Raw genomic sequence first — 18,193 nt, forward strand, 5'->3', positions numbered from 1 at the left:
TATTAAAGTTCTTCAACAATAGTATATTCTACTCCTTGAGCATCTAATTCTTCAATAGTGCTACCGTACCAGTGTCTCAACAGGTCATTGTTCAAATCAGGTTGCATTGCCCCCCAATCTTTCCATTCTCTTCTTTTTGAGAAACTTAAAGGAACATCTAAATAATCTACACCACCTAGTAAGCTCACTCCTTCTTGGTAACCTACTCCATTTAAACTCATTTCTGAAGAAGGATAAACCATTCTTTCCGGTACATTTGTTCCTAATCCACCTCTATCTAAAGCATTAAAGTGTGGAGGAATATCAAAATAATCCGTTCTTCTAATTAGACACCATCCATCGAATGGTTGGAAATATCCATCAATCCATCTTTGTGTAATCACTTGTTGAATTGGCCCTCTACTAATTTTAGAAGATACAATACCTCTAAAGTCTCTTACTCCTTCTGAAGATGATCCCCAACGTACACCATCATTAGATAAATACTCATCAACTTGATCAGACATTTCTTTTTTAGCAAATGAAGCAATGATACCTTCTTCATAGAGTGCCTGAGGTGTTTTTCCTCCTCCCCAATTCAATAAACCTGCTTCTGCTCTGATAAAACATGTTTCAGCATATCCAATGAATGTCACTTCTAAATCAGGCTGTAAATATTCTTCTCCAACATTAGAGAAACTTTCACGACCTAAACCAGAGTAAGGATTGTCTTGATCATCCATTAACCAATTATCATGAAACTGAAGTGTTTTTGGTGCTCCTAAATAAGGAGCGACATATTGTACTGCTACTCTCGAACCATCAGCTCTCGATAAAGTATCTAATACATAATAATCTAGTTCTGGCTTCTGAGCATATTTTGAAACTCTAGGATCTTTTAGATCTTTCATGAACGTAAGAAAATAGTGTCCTACTTTAAAGCTTACAATATTTCTTACAAAGACATACCTTTTGTAGAACCAGCTCCAGTTTTCTTCTGCTGTACCCCAAGAAGCCGTTACTGCTTCTTCTTCACTACTGATGAAGTCTTCTTCTCTTTCTAGTGATAGTTTACCAAACTCTCTACATTCTGATGAAGTCGTTTGATACCTAATCGCTAGTTTTAGGATCAATGTATTCGCAAACTTCTTCCATTTTGCAACGTCTCCGTTAAATACAGGTTCATTCATTGTATCTAACGTAGGGTCTAGCACTTCATAAACTTCATTCAGCTGAGTAAGAAGATCAATAATAATCTCTTCCTCACTATCGTAACCAATAGATAACGCACCTGTTAAACTTTCCTTGTAAGGAACAGGTCCCCAAGTACCTACGACAACTGACATGACATATGCTTTCCAAATTTTAAACATACCTACTCTATTCGTATAAGCTTCATTGCCTTCGAATTGGAGAATCACATCATCAACATTTTGTAAAATGTCTACATAATTGTATTTCCACCAGTTGGTAATTGTTGGATGAGAGAAGAAGTATGAGGCAAATGTACCACCACCCACCGATTGCTGGTGAGAATACTGAACATACATCTGATTCGCCATATCTCCTTTGATATAATCAAGGCTCCTCTTTATTACACCTGGAAAAATTATTTCCGGCTCAATTTCCTGATATTCATGTCTGTTAGAATTAATCTCTTCAAATTGGTTGGTACATGAATTTGAAAAAATCAATAAGATAAATACAGATATGTTATATATAATTTTCTTCATTGTTTGCTCTGATTAAAAGTTAATTCTAAAATCAATACCAAGTGTACTTGTTGGAGGTAAAGATCCCACCTCAATACCTTGACCATTACCAGAATAAGAAGCAGCTTCAGGATCGATACCTTTTGGAGTATTTTGATAAATAATCCATAAGTTTCTACCTACTGCAGCAATACGCATTCTCTTGATTTTAAACTTTCTCAATAATTTCTGAGGTATATTATAACCAATAGAAACTTCTCTTAATTTTACATATGAAGCATCATAAATATTATATTCACTCGCATTTGAAGTACCTAATTGCCAGAATGTTTGAGGACTGATATAAGCATCATTTTTCTTCACCGCTTTCCATTCTCCAGTTTCTGGGTTTCTTTCAGCAATCCAAGCGTCTAGCATAATTCCCTTGTCTCTATCATAGTCGCCATACACTCTTCCATCTTCACCGATACCTGCTCTTTCTTGGTTGTTTTCTCCTAAGATGGTATTACTAAACCAATATTCATCTCTACCTCCTAATGAAGACTTTGTATTACCCCAAGTTTCAGCTCTTGAATACGTTTCACTGAATATTTGACCTCCAATTTTTGCGTCAATCAAGAAACTAAAGTCTAGGTTCTTATACTTGAAAGTATTAGTCACAGCACCTAACCAATCCGGTTGTGCATTACCTAAAACCTGCTCTTGATTTTGGATAGGCACACCCTCTGCAGATACCAATTTACGTCCTTCATCATCTGTTAACCATGTTGATCCTCTGATAACACCAAATGGTTGACCCACTTCTGCATTTACTGAAATATCTCTTAATCCTCTATATCTGATCTGAGTGATATCAACACCTGTTTTTTCGTCTTTATATAAAGAATTAACCATTGATGTATTCTTCGACCAGTTAATATTAATATCCCAGTTGAACGCTTTTTTGTCTATTATTTTAGTGCCTAAAACCAATTCTACACCTGTATTTTGTACTTCTCCGGCATTAATCATTTTATAATCATAACCAGAACCTTTTGGCATATTGATTCTAATAATTTGGTTGGAAGTAACATTATCATAATATGTTGCATCTAATGAGATTCTGCCACCAAAAAACTTCAATTCAGTACCCAATTCCCAAGAAGTTGTACTTTCAGGCTTTAAATCTGTATTTCGCATAACGGTTTGATTAGATACCCATGCATAACCGTTATAATTACCACCATAACTGTAAGTATTATTGATTTGGTTAAAATCTGTATCATTACCTACTTGTGCGATTGAACCTCTTAATTTACCAAATGATAATACATCACTCGACATATTTAATGCATTTGTGAAGATGAATGAAGTACCTACACTTGGATAGAAGTACGAATTGTTAGATTCAGGTAAAGTAGAACTCCAATCATTACGGGCTGTTAAATCAAAATAGATAAAATCATTATACCCTATTGAAGTTGTAGCAAACACTGAATTAATACGTTTCTTTTCTTCTGTCTGGAAAACCTCAGGGTAAGTAGCCGCATTCGCACTACTACCAAAATCAGCAGCAACTAATGAATTAAAATCTGTTCTAGTATAATTCATTCTTCGGTCGAATCTACTTACACCTACATTGACAAGGATATCAAATTTTCTAACACGCTTACTGTAGTTTAAGAATGCTTCGTAGTTCCAAACGGCAATATCTCTATTAAACGTACTAAAGAAACCATCTGGGTCATTCACAGAACCCTTATTATTGAATACCTCACCACTTCTAAATTGTAAATCACCTCCTACTCTAGTTTTAAAAGATAGGCCATTGGCAATCTTTGCATTTAGTGTAATTGTAGGTAAAATTCTACTCAATTTGTCATTGTTAGAGTTTTCATAGATCGCCCAGTAAGGGTTTGAAAATGTATTTCTTTGTCCAAATTCATTACCATTTTCATCTTTCCAAGGTTTTAAGTCTTCTAGGTTTGCATTTCTATGCATGAAAGTGAAAATATAATATGGGTTATGAACACTACCATTTTTATGCATTCTATTATCAGTGTTCTCCCCTACATAAGTCATTTTTGTATCGACATCAAGAAAGTCAGTTACTTTAGTTGTCGCTCTTACATTGAATGTATTTCTAACTTGTTCATTCTGAGTATCAACAATATCGTCAGCATTAAGACGAGTATATGATATATATACTGAACCATTGTTACCACTTTTCTGAATTGAAAACGAGTTAGTCATAGTACTTCCTCTTTGGAAGAAATCTTTAACATTGTTCGGGTTAACATCATAAGTTGTTGGCTGACCATTATAACCGATCACTTCTTGACCTAACATTGGCGAACCCCAGCTTCTATTGTATTGATTTAGCAAAGGTAAACCTGTCACTGGATCAATATATTGCTCATTAGCTCCCAATCGGAATGCATTACCAGCACCATAGACATTTTGGTAATCTGGGTACTGAGAAACTTCTCTTACCTGATAATTCAACCCATAAGATACTCCCCAACCTTTATTTTTCTTATTACTTTTCTTAGTAGTAATCATAATCACACCATTGGTAGCTCTAGAGCCGTACAGGGCAGCAGCATTCGCTCCTTTTAGCACTTGTATATCTGCAATATCTTCTGGATTCACAAAACTTGCTCCTCCTCCGTAATCAATGTTATTGCCACCTCCGACAGTAACACCAGAATCACCAGAGCCACTTTCGATAGGAACACCATCAATTACATATAACGGTTGATTGTCTTTAGCTAAAGAAGATACACCTCTAATTACCACTCTACTCGATCCTGTTGGAGAATCTGAAGCTGTAATCTGCACACCAGCAACTTTACCTGATAAATTGGTAATGAAGTCTGATTGCTTTCCTTGAAGTAATTCTTCTGTTTCAACTTGTTGTGTTGCATAACTTAAACTCTCCTTATCTCTATCAATACCAAGAGCCGTTACAACAACTTCCTTTAATTGTTTCGTATCTTCTTTTAGAGATACCTGTAATGATGTTTGATACCCTACTTTTATCTCTTTAGGTTCTAAACCTATAAATGAGAATACAAGAATATCATCAATACCTGCTTCTAAACTAAATTTACCTTCTAAGTTTGTCACAGCACCTTTGGCAGTTCCTTTCACAAGAACATTTACACCGGGTAAAGGAATATCTGAAGCTTCTTCTAACACTACGCCTTCGACAATGTGTGTCTCTGTTTGAGCATAAGTTAGAGAATAGATAGAAAGTAAAAACAGTATAGTTGTAATTATTCGTTTCATACTAAATAGATTGTCATTAAATAATTATCATTTCATAATTTCAAAAAATCTCAGTTAGACCAGATTGAATAGTTCGAAGATAGTTTTACTTGTTAATTGAATCATAGTCACAAATTAATACATTCTTAATACTATAATTGAGGCTAAAAAATAACACTGCCTTAACATCAACTCTTACTAAAAATGACTGATTATTGTAGTCTTATCAAATATTACTGTGACTTTATTGATTAATAATCATATTATGTGCCATATTAATCAACTGTTAAGACTTCTTTAGACTGAAGATATAATTTTAGAAAGAATCCTAATACATCACTCTAATTATTATATGAAATGAATTTATTTTTTCAGGAATTAAAAAACTACTTACTAAGTGTTTTTGTAGTATTCATTATCTGCTATCCTATAGAAGGCTACTCTCAAGGAAGTAATTTGGTCATTGAAGCTACATTACACAATAATTTAGACAATAAAAGTCTTCAACCTGTAAAAGGACCTCATGAGGTTGCTTCCATAAAAGGCAAAGGTGCATGGAAGATTAACAAGGAAGAAAATAAATCTTTAGCTCATTTATATTTTGATGTCAATGAGAAGCAATTCAATTTAAAAGGACAGACACTAACTATTACTTTAGAGTATCTTTCTAAAGGACCCGGGTTTGTTCAATTTAAATATGATAGCTATGACCAAAAGGTCAAAGTAAACAACCAAGCGAAAGGTGCTTGGAAATTAGGAAAACAGTTCAACTTCCAAAAAAATAATAAATGGATCACCACAACCTTTACTATTAACGATGCCCGTTTCAATAAGAAATGTGACAATCATGATATTGTAATCCTTATAGGTTCAGATGAAGAAGTTTATGTTAGGTCATTAAAAATTTCTCGCGATCCTAATTCTGCTCCAAAGGTGATTAAATCTATTTCCGCTACTTTGGGAAGCAACCCAACATTTAATAAAGTAATCGCAGTAAGAGGAAATGGAGAAACAGCTACTCAACCGATCAACATTGATGGTATCGATGCTTGGGAGGTAAAATCAAAAGGCAATAAAAATGTCAAGATGATTTATTTTGATGTGAATGCTAAAGAATTTATTGCCGAGAGTGACAAACTTTATGCTTATTTAGAATACCTTGATAAAGGTAACGGTAATATTATCATCACCTATGATAGTAAAGATGTAGGTGTACAAGTAAACCCTAAAGCAAAACCAGGCTCTTGGAAAAAAGCACATGCATGTAAACTGACAAATTCCGGAAAATGGAAGAAAGCCTATTTCGAAATCGATGATGCCCGTTTCCAGAAGAATTGTAATGGACATGATATTAGAATCAATTTCAATACCGGTGAACAAGCTATCGTCAAAAAACTGAAATTTGCTAAAAGTAAAGAAGAACTTAATAAAGAAAATGAGACAGGTGCTGGCGCTGGTGCAAGTAACTCTATCTCTGCTTCTTTAGGTAAAAGCCCATCATTTAATAGTCTTGTAGCTATTAAAGCAAACAGTGAAACTGCCAATAAACCTATTGAATTGGACGGAAAGGCTTCCTGGGAAGTTCAAGCAGTGAAAAATGAAGGTGTTAAGATGATCTATTTCGATGTGAAGTCGAAAGAATACATCAATTCAGACGATCAGATTTTTGGTTATATCGAATACCTAGACAAGGGCAATGGTAGTGTAACCATTTTCTATGATAGTAAAGACGAAAGTTTTCAGAAAAATCCAAAAGCAAAACCTGGTGCTTGGAAAAAAGCGCATGCTTTTAAACTGACAAATTCTGGAAAGTGGAAGAAAGCTTATTTCGAAATCGCTGATGCCCGTTTCCAAAAAAACTGTAATGGACATGATTTAAGAATCAATTTCAATACAGGTGAAAATCCTATTATCAGCAAACTGAAATTTGCTAAAAGTAAAGAAGATTTAAATAAAGAAAAAGAGACGAGTGCTGAAACAATTGCAAGTAATACTATCTCAGCTTCTTTAGGTAAAAGCCCATCATTTAATAGTCTTGTGGCTATTAAAGCAAACAGTGAGACTGCCAATAAACCTATTGACTTGGATGGCAGAACTGCTTGGGAAGTTCAAGCTGTGAAGAATGAAGATGTTAAGATGATCTATTTCGATGTGAAGTCGAAAGAGTACATCAATTCAAACGATCAGATTTTTGGTTACATCGAATACCTAGACAAAGGCAATGGTAATGTGACCGTTTTCTATGATAGTAAAGACGAAAGCTTTCAGAAAAATCCAAAAGCAAAACCTGGTGCTTGGAAAAAAGCACATTCATTTAAACTGACAAATTCAGGCAAGTGGAAGAAATCATACTTCACCATATCTGATGCTCGTTTCCAAAAAAACTGTAATGGACATGATTTAAGAATCAATTTCAATACGGGTGAAAATCCTATTATCAGTAAACTGAAATTTGCCAAAAGTAAAGCGGCTTTAAACCAAGGTGATGCAGTAACAAATTCTATTGTAATTGCTTCTCGTTTAGAGAAAAAGCCAACTTTTGTAGGTATAGTTGCCATTAAAGGTGGTACAGAAACGTTAAATGAAACGGTGACTATTGATGGAGTGGAAGCTTGGGATATCAAGTCTAAAGCGAACAATAATGTCAAAATGCTTTACTTTGATATTCTATCTAAAGAAATTGTTTCAGAAAGTCCTAAGATTTTTGGTTACCTAGAATACCTTGACAAGGGAACAGGTAATGCTGCAATTTTCTATGATAGTAAAGACAAAAATTTCAAGAAAAATCCAAAAACAACGCCTGGTGCTTGGAAAACAGCACATGCTTTTAAATTAAAGGATTCTGGAAAATGGAAGAAAGCTTATTTTGAAATTGCTGATGCTCGTTTCGAGAAAAATTGTAATGGACATGATATAAGAGTTAACATTAATTCGAATGATAAAGCGATAATCAGAGAACTTAAATTGGCAAACACCAAAGAAGGGTTAGAGAAAGAAGTGAAGAGGGCAGCTGTTTATGTCAAGAAGAATGTAAAAATGAACACCAAACACAGTAAAACATTCAAGTTCTCTACTGCAGATATGAAGGTTTATACTGGGTACCAAGGTTGGTTTAATGCACCAAAAGACGGTTCTGGTTTACATTGGAAACACTACCAAAAGAACTTTATTAAAAAGCAGCCTTTATCAGTTGACAATATTCGAGTAGATGCATGGCCTGACTTAAGTGAATTCCCTGAATCTGCAAAATATGATACTCCTTTTAAACACAAGGACGGTTCAACGGCACAGTTATTCTCTTCTGTAAATCCAGTGACACAGGATATTCATTTCCGTTGGATGAAAGAGTATAATATTGATGCTGCCTTTGTACAGCGTTTTGTAACTTCAGCTGCTTCTCCATTGATCAATCCAAACTTAAATAAGGTATTGGTTAATAGCCTTGAGGCTGCGAAAAAGCACAACAGAGGTGTGGCCATTATGTATGACTTGTCTGGTATGAAAGGTGATAAAGGTGTTGAAGATTTTATTAAAGACTGGAAAGAGTTAGTGGATAAAATCAAGCTAACTACTAAATATAAAGATGTCTATTTATCGACGAACGGCAAGCCATTAGTAGCGATATGGGGTGTCGGTTTCGACCCCAAGAAAAAGACAAGAAAATATTACCTAGAGCACTGTGAGAAGATCATCGATTTTCTTCAAAATGATCCTGATTATGGTGGTTGCTCTATTCTATTGGGCGTTCCTACGCGTTGGAGAGATGGTGTCTTTGATGCCACAAATGATCCTCTATTCCATGATTTGGTACGAAGAAGTGATATTGTTTTACCTTGGTACACAGGTAGAATCAAAGAAGGAAAATACCCTGACTTCTACCCTATCATTGAAGACGATATTGTATGGTGTAAGGAAGAAAAGCTTGATTTTATGCCTGTACTATTCCCTGGTTTCAGTTGGTACAATATGCACAGAGATTCTAAATTAAATCAGATTCCAAGACTGAAAGGAGAATTCTTCTGGGAGCAAATGCATGGTGCTGCAAAAGCTGGTGCAAAGATGGTATATATCGGCATGTTTGATGAAATTGATGAAGCTACTTGTTTCTTCAAAATCACCAATGACATTCCAGTGGGATTACAAATGGTAGACAATGAGGGGTTACCTACTGACCACTATTTATGGTTAGTTAAAGAAGGAAGAAAAATGTTAGACAATCCTTCAAACTTAAGAAAGGAAATTCCTACTCGAAAAATGGAAAAATAATCTAATTCTACATCACCACTGCAAGGTATTTAATCAATATCTTACAGTGGTGAATTCTTTTTTATTTTATTACTAACCAAGCTCATCAACAAACCCTATTTCCTGATGACATAATATTTTTTAATCATGAAGTTAAATAAGGAAATTATATTTGTATTATTTTTTATAATTACAAAACCAACCTCTGTTTTTAGTCAAGATACATGGCAATCTGATCTAGTTAATATCGATGATGATGGAAATTTGACCTACTTCGTTGATCCTACATCTGGTATTAAACTTCCAGATTTTTCAAGTGCAGGATATAAAAGTGGTAATGAAGAAATTCCTGATGTCCCTGTAAAACTAACCATTGATCCTATTGATGGTGATAATACAGCCCATATTCAGGCAGCGATCGATCAAGTTGGACAAATAGAAGCTGACGAAAATGGAATTAGAGGGGCAGTATTACTCAATCCAGGTCAATATGATGTCCATGGTATTATCAGGTTAAAATATTCTGGAGTGATATTAAGAGGCTCTGGCGATAAAGAGGACGTTACAGAAAATACAATTCTATATGGTGTTGGAAACGATCCCTCTGGCAGACCTGTAATCCACATTGGAGGTGGTCAAAACACTGTTTTCAGTACGGAAATTGCCAATACAAGATCAAATATAGTAGATGATACAGTAAAAGTTGGGCAAAAGCACTTTCAGGTAGAAGATGCAAGTAAATATAAGATAGGTGATGAAATTATTATTTACCATCCTTGTACTGCAGAATGGATAGAAAGTGTTGACTACGGCGGGACTGCTGGAGATGCCCCTTGGGTTGTAGATGAACAACCAATTATTTATCACACAACTATTACAGCTATAAATTGTAATACAATATATACCAACAGTCCTGTTTTTAATGATCTAGTTCGTAGCTTATCACAATCCTATATTTATGTGCATGACAATACTGGATTTATAGAAAATGCTGGACTAGAAGATTTGCGTATTGATATTGAATACGACACTTCAGACCCAGATGATAAAGACCATGCTAGTTCGGCAGTTAAGTGTACACAATTGCAGGATTCATGGATTAAAAATTGTGAGTTCATACACTTTTATTATGCTGGTGTTGATATATATTCATCAAGAAACCTAACCATTTCAGATTGTGAAGCAAATGATCCTATTGGTCCATCTAGCGGTGGTTATAAGTATAATTATTGTACAAATACCGCTACTCAGAATGTATTATTCACAAATTGTATAGCAAGGAAAGGTCGCCATAATTTTGTATCGAATGGTACGAGTTCTGTAGCTGGAATTGTATTTTATAATTGTACTTCTATAGATCCTCTTACAGCCTCTGAAGGGCATAGGAGATGGACTACAGGTATGTTATTTGATAATTTTAGAGATTATGGTGAAAATCCTGGTCGAGTACTCGGTCTTTTTAATAGAGGAAATTGGGGTACAGGTCATGGATGGTCATCAGCAAATTCTGTAGCATGGAATTGTGATGTTACAAGAGAAGGTGCAGATGATGGACAAATTGTAATTCAGAAACCACCAACAGGACAAAATTTTGCCATTGGATGTAAAGGTATCGTTGACAACCTTGGACCTTTTTCAAATCCTGAAGGGTACATTGAAGGAACCAATAACGAGGCCCAACTTATTCCCTCATCATTATATGAAGCACAACTAAATAGTCGTTTAAAGAAACTTAACGATGATGTTTTAGTGACTATAGATGAGCAAAATTCTTGTGAAGGATTTACTTGGATAGATGGAAACACCTATTATGAAAGTACAAATGAACCAACATTTACACTTCAGAACATACACGGATGTGATTCTGTAGTTCAATTGAATCTTACAATAACAAATACTGTTGCTGTGAGAAAAGTATCCGTAAATGGCAACGTTCTTACAGCCAACAACCCTAATGCCACTTATGTTTGGGTAGATTGTGATAATGACTACAGTATTATTGAAGGGGAAACTGATCAATCTTTTGTGGTTACAGAAAAAGGAAATTATGCTGTAATGTTAACTGAAGAAGGTTGTACAGTAATTTCTGATTGTATTAATATGACCACGGTTGGCATTATTGATAATCAATTGGGTGTTCAGGTGAAAGTTTTCCCGAATCCTATCGCACAAAATTTTAAAGTTGATTTGGGTAAACAATTCAATCAAGCTAGAATAGAACTACGCAATGTTAACGGTAGATTAGTATTTTCAAATGAATACAATCACCAACAAATTCTTGATATTGAAGTTGATCAACCTAAAGGTGTATACTTTCTTACTATTTACGGAGACGGTAAAAAGGCTTCGATACGGATAGTCAAAAATTAATAAAAATGCCGTCTTAATATACAGTTTAAGACGGCATTTTTGTTTCTATCTATCAAGTAGATATTGTTATATGAGATCTTTAGTTTCAATAAGAAAAGTCCATTCCTAGCGGTTATTCTATACATTACAAGTAGCCATTTTTGCATTGTATAAATGCATTACTCCCATATATTACTGGAACAACTTCCAACATGGTTCCTCCAAGTAGTAATCTCCATTTTACTGATCCATCATCTAAATTTACCACTTCTATGTTTCCTTTGTGGTATATGTAATAAAGTTGATTTTTGACTATTAAGACCTGTCCTGTAATTCCCTATTTTTATGTAAAATAGTTTAAAATATTTCCATTCCCATCTATATAAAGTAGCTCTACGTTTCTCGATATTTTCTGACGATGTTTTAGTTATCCTTACTTCTTTTCTTACCCGTTCAATATCAGATAAACCAGAGGGTAAAAAAAGTTTATCCTTTTGCGAATAACTATAATTAGCACACAATAATAGTAAAAGACATAGTTGGAAATTTTTCATCAATTCTGGTCTATTTTAAAACAAAAAAGCATCAACTTATATTTATTGATGCTTTTTCAGTCGTCCTTATTAAATTGTCATTACTAAATCACAAAAAGTAAGTGTCTATGAAATAGTACTCTATGAAGAAATTTGTTTCCTTCAGATTATTTAAAGAAGAGAATGCATTCTTAAAAATGAGCATCCTTCCTCTTCAGTTGATAAACAGAATTTATCAAAGTCTTTATTTTACGGACTTACATCCGAATAAATTTTAAACTGGTTAGAAAAGAGAGAGTAGAACACACGTTCCACCCTCACACACAATGATAATTTGAAATTATCCGTTATTCGCATATTTTGATTCAAGATACATCTTCAATAATCTTTGATCTATCTCTGAATTGTCTTTATATTTTACTCTTAGATCAGCAAGATCTTTTTTCATTTTAGCTACCACCTCTTTGTATTCTGGATCATTGTAAACATTTTTCATCTCATGTGGATCCTTTTTTCTATCGAATAATTCCCACTCATCTACATCATAGTAATAATGAATAAGTTTGTATTCTTTTGTGATGATAGCATAATGACGTTTTACCATATGAATAGATGGATATTCATAATAATGGTAATACACTGCTTCTCTATCCCACTCCGCATCATTTCCAGTTAATAGAGGCATTAAGCTTTCTCCTTGCATATCTGATGGTGCTTCTATACCTGCAGCCGCTAAGAAAGTTTGAGCAAAGTCCAGGTTCTGTACCATCTCTTCATTGGTCATTCCTGCCTTAATTTTATTTGGCCAACGGATTAATAATGGAGTTTTAAAAGATTCATTATAGGCAAATCTTTTATCGAACCAACCATGTTCTCCCAAATAGAAACCTTGATCAGAAGTATAAACCACTAGCGTATTATCTGCTAATTTATTTTCATCAAGGTAATCTAATACTCTACCTACGTTGTCATCTACTGAAGCAATTGTCCCTAGATAATCTTGCATATACCTTTGGTATCTCCATTTCATCAATTCTTTTTCATTCATTGATGCAAATTTTTGGGCAAAATCTTCATTTACTGGTTTATAAACTTTATCCCATGCTTCTCTTTGCTCATTGGTCATTCTGTCTCTTTCTTTATTAAAAGCTTCGTAATCCCAATGTGAACCCTCTTTTATACCTAAAGCTTCCATCGTTGCAGGATATAATTTAGAATCACCTGCCCAATTCATGTGCTTAAGAATATTCATTTCTGCAGTGTGGGCAGCAGTAGCTCTACCTGCATAGTCATCAAATAAAGTTTCTGGTTCTTTGAAAGTCTTTTTAGTAAATTCTTTGTAATGTTTTTCATCTGGCAACCACTCTCTATGAGGTGCTTTATGCAAATACATCAACATAAATGGTTTTTCTTTATCTCTTTCTTTATCTAACCAGTCTAAAGTCATGTCCGTTACAATATCTGTCACATAACCTTTGTAATCTTTCTTACCTTCTTCTTTGGTAATAAAAGTAGGATTATAATAATGTCCCTGTCCTATTAAGATTTTAAACTGATCGAATCCTTTTGGATTGTTTCCAAAGTGTAGCTTACCAAACATTGCTGTTTGATATCCTGCCTCTTGAAAGATCTGAGGAAAAGTGACATTATCTTTATTGAATGGAAAATGATTATCTGTTTTACCATTAATATGTGAATGTTTACCTGTTAAAATCACTGCCCTAGATGGTGAACAAATAGAATTCGTGACACAAGCATTATTAAACTTCATTCCTTCATCGGCAATTCTATCAATGTTCGGAGTAGAAGTTAAGGTCTTATCATATGCACTGATCGCTTGGTAAGCATGATCGTCAGACATAATAAATAAGATATTAGGTCGCTTAGCTGTTTTCTTAGCTTGTTGTTGTGGCTGAACAACACAACTGAAAAATGTACCTGTAAAAAGGAAGATAAGTAAATTCGTAAATTTCATACTAAAAAATGCTGCTCGTCTTTTCTTAAAATAAAAGTCAGTTTACACATATCTAAAATATGTACTAATCAAATATCAGAAATTAGGTTAATTGATTTCTAACACCCGATTAATGGACCATTAATAACACAAAAAGGCCTCTTTTTAATCAGAAAAAGGCATAAATAAATTCCATTGTTGTTCTGCTTACTTTCTATTCTATATCATAATATCTTCTATTAATAGAATTTTAATACCCCATTATTCTCTTGATTCTAAATTGAAATTATACCATACATAATTAAAATTTGAAATGAAGAAAATTTACTATCAAACAGTCACTTTAGCATTCTGTTGTTTTTTTATATCGCTGTCTCTATTCGCACAAGAAGATAAAGAGAAACCAAACCTACTCTTTATCATGACAGATCAACAACGATTCGATGCATTAGGTAAAGCCGGGAAATTTGATTTCTTAAAAACACCAACTCTCGATAAACTTGCGGATGAAGGTGCATATTTTACAAATGCCTACACACCATGTTCTGTATGCGGACCCGCTAGAACGGTAATTCTTACTGGTCAAACCGTAGAGAATAACGGTGTAAGAAGAAATGATGATGCATATAGTAACCCTAATGAGGGGAACTATTGTGATTTACCTTCTTTCGATCAAGTACTTATTGATAATGGTTATTATGGAGAATATATTGGTAAGTATCACTCTCCAATTCACTTATCAGAAGGATATTCAGAATTTAAATATTCCACCAACACTCAAAATGTTTATACTCTTCAAGATAAAAAGGAGTACAATGATTTACTTAAGCAATATGCCAATGATCATGGAATAAAAATCAACGAAGATGATTTGATGAGTAGTTTCTTTAAAAACTTCTATACCCCTGACCCAATTGATTCAAGATATAAAAAAGGTGAAGATTACCTGAGACCTGATTTAAATGGAAATCCGATGCCTAAAACTCAACCGGATGAACATGGTAAGCTAAATCTACCTCAAGAAATGAGTTTAACTTATCACCAAACTCAGAAAGTTAAAGAGGCATTGGCTAGAGCATCAAAACAAGAGAAACCTTTTAATATTACCATTTCTTATTTCTTTCCACATGCTCCGATGTTACCAACTGATCCTTGGTACCAAATGTACCCTCTTGAAGACATGCCTATATCGGAAAGTATCAACGACAACATGGAAAACTCTCCATATATCAAATCAAATAAGAGATTGAATATGCCTGAGTATTCCGATCCAGAAATGGTTAAATATATGATGTCGAACTACTTTGGTCTGATTACAGAAGTGGATTATTTCATTAATGAAATCCTAAAAGACTTAGAAGAATATGGTATGGATGAAAACACATTAATTATTTTCACTAGTGATCATGGGGAGATGTTGGGAAGCCATGGTATGAGGGAGAAAAATGTGTTTTATGAAGAGTCTGCTCATATTCCACTAATTATTTGGTATCCAAATAAGATAAAACCTACAAAAATTGATAGCCCTGTTTCTTTAATTGATCTCTATCCAACGATCATGGATTACTTAGAAGTGGATGATGAACTTAGAGATGGTGCATCTCTTAAGGATGTCATCGAGGAAAAAGAAAAAAGAACATATGCTGTAACAGAATGGGATTACCATGGTGATACACAACCAAATTATATGGTAATTACCGACGACGGTTGGAAATTGATCACTTCATATGCAGCAAACAAGCCTGAACTTAATGCTTTATACAATCTAAATGATGACCCATTAGAAATGAAAAACTTGTTGGGTACTAACCCTAATCGTTTTTCGTATAAATCACAAGTGGACAGGTTACAAGGATATCTTGTCGAATGGTTAGAAAATACAGGTTCTTCTAGAGCGAATATTATCAAAAATAAAGAAATACTATCTTCTAATTCGGCTACTTTTATTTCACAATCTGTACCGCATACACTATCATTAGATACTACATTAAACGTTCATATCTCTTTCCAAAATAATACAGGGCAGACTTGGAAGAAAGGTAATGAAATTCAGCTGAAAAACATGACTAATACCTATTGGACAAACCTTACTTCCATCCAATTAGAAGAAGACGTTGAACCATTGCAGGGGTATACCTTTACTTTAGAAATAACTACTCCAACTAAAAGTGGTGAATATGATTTCCAATGGAAGTTAACGAATAAAACATCGAATTGGAATGATGTTTTAACACCAAAAATGAGACTTTCGGTTGGTGAAAATACGATAGATGAAAATCAACTGACCTATAAAATGATGATGGGTTATCAAGGTTGGTTTTTGGCTAAAGAAGATAACTCTGGGTTCAATAAGTGGAAGCATTGGTTTACTTCAAATGAACTGAGCTCTGCCGATCATCTAGGTTTTGATTACTATCCAGACATGTCAGAGTACACAGATACTTATGAAGTAGACATGACCATGAAAAATGGAGAAAGTGCTACTTTATTTTCATCACATGATTTGAGTACTACCATGAAACATTTTGAGTGGATGAAAACATACGATATTTATGGTGTTTACCTTCAACGTTTTCTCAATCCATTGTCAGATCCCAAAATGTTTAAAGTAAGGAATGATATTTTAGAAAATGTAAAAGAGGCTTCTAAGACACATCAGAGGCATTTCGCTGTAATGTACGATATTTCAGGAACGGCAGATGACGGTCAATTATTTGACAAGCTGATTGCCGATTGGGAATATATTGTGGACCAACACGAAATTTTAGAACAGGAATCGTATGTACGACAAGAAGGAAAACCCGTCATCGGTATTTGGGGTATTGGTTTTAAAGATAGAGGCTTAAAAGTAGAAACCTTCCAGAAAATCATTGATTACTTCCATAAAGATGCAGATCCAAAATATCAGGCCTATATACTAGGTGGTGTTCCAGATGGTTGGAGAAACTTATCCCGTTCTTCAGCTCAAGAAGAAGGATGGGCAGATATTTATAGACAGTTAGATATGATTTCTCCTTGGTCAGTTGGACGTTATAATAATGACGCAAGTATAGACAAATGGAATACAGAGTATATTCAGCCAGATCTAACTGAATGTAACAAAGCAGAAATAGACTATATGCCTGTAGTGTGGCCAGGATTCTCTTGGCTAAATATAAAGCAGGGTGAACTGAATCAAATTCCTAGAAATGGCGGTCAATTTTATTGGAAACAAGTATATAATGCTTTAAACTCTGGTAGTAGATTTTTATATGTTGCGATGTTTGATGAGGTAGATGAAGGTACTGCAATGTTTAAAATGGTGACCAATCGTGAGGACCTTCCTGTTGAAGCAAAAGATCGTATAGTTACTCTCGATATGGATGGTTATCCTTGTGAGAATGATTGGTATCTAAGGTTAGCAGGAGCTTCGCAAGATATGTTAGAAGGTAAAGTTGCACTTTCCGAAAATATACCCATTTCATTTGCTTCTCCTTATTATCAAGCTGAATTTATTAGCCAAGATGTAAATTCGACAATTCAAATTGGGAAAAGTAATGCTATACAAGTCAAGATGAAAAATACTGGAACTACTACTTGGACCTCTGGAGAAGTACACCTTGGCAATGTTGGAGATCATTTCTGGACAGAGAATAAGGTATATCTTAAAGTAGGAGAAGTTGTTGCTCCCAATCAAGTTCAAAGCTTTGAGTTCGACTTAGAAGTTTCAGAAGGAATAAAAGAAGGAGAGGCTAATTTTCAATGGCAAATGTACCAAAGTGATTCTGCTTTTGGTGATTTAAGTGAAAATATCATTGTGGATTTACAACACAGTGACCTTCTAAGTATTGATGAGGACCATACTATTCATTTGAACGCGTACCCTAATCCAACCAATGGTAATGTACTCTATATTGAGCACAATATTACCTCATCAGAAAAACAACTTCCGATAGCTATATATAATACCCAAGGTAAGTTGCTTTATCATTCAAGTATAACCAATACTTCTAAGATTACACTTCCAATTCCTTCAACTCTACCGCATGGCATGTATCTTTTAAGAATTAAAGGGTTAATTATTAGATTCGTTTATTCGTAAATGATAGTAAAGTGCTTTATATAGCATAGAATACAAAAGAGAAGATCAAGTTTTACCTATGATCTTCTCTTTTTTTTATACAATTCTTAAA

Annotated in this window: 7 protein-coding genes; 3 read left to right on the forward strand and 4 right to left on the reverse strand. The window is 34.2% G+C overall.

The features are described 5' to 3' along the window. Nucleotides 1–2: 2 nt before the first annotated feature. Together HGP29_RS20070 and HGP29_RS20075 are read right to left on the reverse strand one after the other, a co-directional pair. Nucleotides 3–1,712 carry a SusD/RagB family nutrient-binding outer membrane lipoprotein gene (locus tag HGP29_RS20070; RefSeq protein WP_168884216.1) on the reverse strand — a complete coding sequence of 570 codons (1,710 nt, stop codon included), beginning with the start codon at nt 1,710–1,712 and terminating at the stop codon, nt 3–5. A 12-nt stretch (nt 1,713–1,724) separates the two neighbouring features. After that, nucleotides 1,725–4,961, reverse strand: coding sequence for a SusC/RagA family TonB-linked outer membrane protein (locus HGP29_RS20075; protein WP_168884217.1), 3,237 nt, complete (start codon nt 4,959–4,961; stop codon nt 1,725–1,727). Nucleotides 4,962–5,297: 336 nt separating this feature from the next. Here HGP29_RS20075 and HGP29_RS20080 point away from each other — a divergent pair, with 336 nt between their 5' ends. Further along, entirely contained in the window at nt 5,298–9,206 is a 3,909-nt protein-coding gene (locus HGP29_RS20080) for a glycoside hydrolase family 71/99-like protein (protein WP_168884218.1), read from the forward strand. Nucleotides 9,207–9,332: 126 nt separating this feature from the next. Beyond that, complete coding sequence (locus HGP29_RS20085) at nt 9,333–11,555, forward strand: T9SS type A sorting domain-containing protein (protein ID WP_168884219.1); 2,223 nt, start codon at nt 9,333–9,335, stop codon at nt 11,553–11,555. Nucleotides 11,556–11,679: 124 nt separating this feature from the next. Here the strand turns inward: HGP29_RS20085 and HGP29_RS29010 are convergent, their stop codons facing one another. After that, nucleotides 11,680–11,802, reverse strand: a complete 123-nt coding sequence (locus HGP29_RS29010; RefSeq protein ID WP_262889542.1) for a hypothetical protein — start codon at nt 11,800–11,802, stop codon at nt 11,680–11,682. A 605-nt stretch (nt 11,803–12,407) separates the two neighbouring features. After that, on the reverse strand, nt 12,408–14,042 hold the full coding sequence (locus HGP29_RS20090; RefSeq protein WP_168884220.1) for a sulfatase family protein: 1,635 nt from the start codon (nt 14,040–14,042) through the stop codon (nt 12,408–12,410). Nucleotides 14,043–14,334: 292 nt separating this feature from the next. On the opposite strand from HGP29_RS20090, the gene HGP29_RS20095 reads away from it, so the two are divergent. Beyond that, nucleotides 14,335–18,102, forward strand: a complete 3,768-nt coding sequence (locus tag HGP29_RS20095) for a sulfatase-like hydrolase/transferase (protein ID WP_168884221.1) — start codon at nt 14,335–14,337, stop codon at nt 18,100–18,102. The last annotated feature ends 91 nt before the right edge of the window (nt 18,103–18,193 follow it).

It is taken from the genome of Flammeovirga agarivorans (assembly GCF_012641475.1).
GTDB classification, from domain to species: Bacteria; Bacteroidota; Bacteroidia; order Cytophagales; family Flammeovirgaceae; genus Flammeovirga; species Flammeovirga agarivorans.